The sequence below is a fragment of the Streptomyces sp. PU-14G genome (assembly GCF_041028275.1).
In the GTDB taxonomy this organism is placed as follows: domain Bacteria; phylum Actinomycetota; class Actinomycetes; order Streptomycetales; family Streptomycetaceae; genus Streptomyces.
The window spans coordinates 1-2,055 of the sequence record NZ_JASKYT010000622.1 but is presented as its reverse complement, the minus strand read 5'-3'; the positions used below and the strand labels follow the sequence as shown (position 1 = coordinate 2,055).

Here is a 2,055-nt window from a genome sequence, read left to right as displayed (position 1 = left end):
GGCGGGGACGGTCTCCAGTTCGCCCATTTCGGCGCGGCCCAGGCCCAGGCCGACGGCCTGTTCGGGAACCGGCCCGTGGGCGGCGCCGGGGTGCGTGCCGGGTTCCAGGACGACCAGGCCGCGCGGGGCGCCGAGCAGGGTGCCGCCGGCCCGCAGTGTCTCGCGCAACGCGGCGTCGAAGTGGTCGGTGCGTGCGAGGCGGGTGGTCAGATCGAGCAGACAGGACAGATCGCAGATCCGTTTGCGGTCCGCGGGAGAGCCGGGGTTCGCCTCGGGCGGGTTCCCCTGTGCGGAGCGCGCGTCCGGTGGCGGTGGCGCCGTCCCTGGCGAGGTGGGGCCCCAGGGCGCTGTGGAAGCGGCTGGTGCGGAGGCCGAGGGTTCGGCGGGTGCCGACGAAGCAGGGGACGTCGGGGAAGCAGGGGACGTCGGGGAATTCGAGGAAACCGCTGGTTCGATTCCAGCCACTTTCGGCAGGTGCGGAGAGGTCATGGGCAGCGACCCGGAAGGTGGAGAAACAGGTCCAATAGCATCGCAAACCCCCATGTCATGTTGCTCCGCTATCAATGCCCCTACATGTACACATGCTGTTGGGGCATGTCCAGTACGTGCGCTGCGAGGCCGAGCATGTCCGCAGGGGCGGCGCGTCTCACGGGGGCAGGCCGTACGGTGGAAAGATTGGCGGAAAATCGCTCACCTGACGTGCATACTGCTGTCGACTGAGGCCATTCGGCAGCGCGTTGGCACCGCAGCTGCGGGTACGGAACCCTGTGGGAAGACATCGCGTCCTAGGGGGCAGCGGGGCCCGCCCCGCTCCTCTTCGCGGGATCGCACCAGTCGCGGGATTGCACAGGCAGCACGGACGCGGTACGAGCGGATGCCGGGGTCCCTTCCGGCCGAGGGCCGGGGGAGGTTCGCGGCGCGCGACGAGCAAGTACGAGCACCATCGGCGCAGGTGACAGTCCGCGGTACGCACGCCGTGCGCCCGTCACCCCGCCCACGTTCCGCGCCGGGCCCGCAGCACGATGCACTGCCAGACACGCACGGTCACCAAGGTTCACGACACGCACTGAGCTGGGAGATCGGTCGGCACGGTCAGTTGGCGTTCGGTCAGGCGAGTCGTTCCCGTCGTCCCGTCGGTCCCGTCCGTTCGGCCGGTTGCCGTTGTTCACTTTGTTTGCGTAACAGGCGTTGTTTGCTTTGTAGGCGTTGTTCGGCGTTCACGGAAAGGAACGAGCGCTCATGCGCGAGATCCTCGGAAGGCGACGCTCCCTCCGGGCCTGGGGACAGCTCCAGGGCCGACGGTTTCGGGCGCGGTCCGGACGGAATACCCACCGGTCACCGATGCGGAGCACGGCGCTGACAGCGGCCACCGAGTGGCAGTGGCCCGTCGTCCCGGGAGCCGCCCTCGCCTCCAGTGGGGGCCGGGGCGAGGCCGCCGTCTGCGCGTGCCGCGATCCGGAGTGCGTGGTGCCGGGCGCACACCCCTTCGACCCCGTGCTGCTGGCGGCCACGACCGATGAGGCCATGGTCCGCTGGTGGTGGACCAACCGGCCCGAGGCCCCCGTGATCCTGGCGACCGGCGGCTCGGCACCGTGCGCGATGAGCCTGCCGGCGGTCGCCGGGGCGCGCGCCCTGGCCACCTTCGACGGTGCGGGTGTCCGCGTCGGCCCGGTGATCGCGACGCCCACCCGCTTCTCCGTACTGGTCGAGCCCTACGCGCTCGAGGAGCTGGGCGAACTGCTGTACGCCCAGGACCGGGTGCCCAGCTCCCTGCGGTTCCACGGCGGGGGCGGTTACGTGGCCCTGCCCGGCACGCTCACCGGAACCGGCAAGGCCCGCTGGGAGCGAGAACCCGAGACGGGCACGGACGGCCGGCCGTGGCTGCCCCGGATGGAGACACTGCTGGACGTCCTCGTCGAGGAGAGCGCCGCGACTCCGGACACGGGCAGTCGACTGGCGTACTGAGTACCGGGGCTGGTGGTCGAGCGGGGCCGCGGGGCTGCGGGGCTGCGGGGCCGCGCGGCTGCGGGGCCGCCGGGTGGCCACGGGTACATG

The 2,055-nt window shown here is 71.4% G+C and carries 1 protein-coding gene; it reads left to right on the top strand.

Annotated elements, in window-relative coordinates; genetic code table 11:
- Positions 1-1,239: 1,239 nt before the first annotated feature.
- Positions 1,240-1,965, top strand: a complete 726-nt coding sequence (locus tag AB8Z75_RS34135) for a bifunctional DNA primase/polymerase (protein WP_369208902.1) — start codon at positions 1,240-1,242, stop codon at positions 1,963-1,965.
- The last annotated feature ends 90 nt before the right edge of the window (positions 1,966-2,055 follow it).

Bases quoted from the DNA above. Each gene is read 5' to 3' on its own strand.
- AB8Z75_RS34135 (WP_369208902.1), top strand. From the start codon at position 1,240: ATGCGCGAGATCCTCGGAAGGCGACGCTCCCTCCGGGCCTGGGGACAG.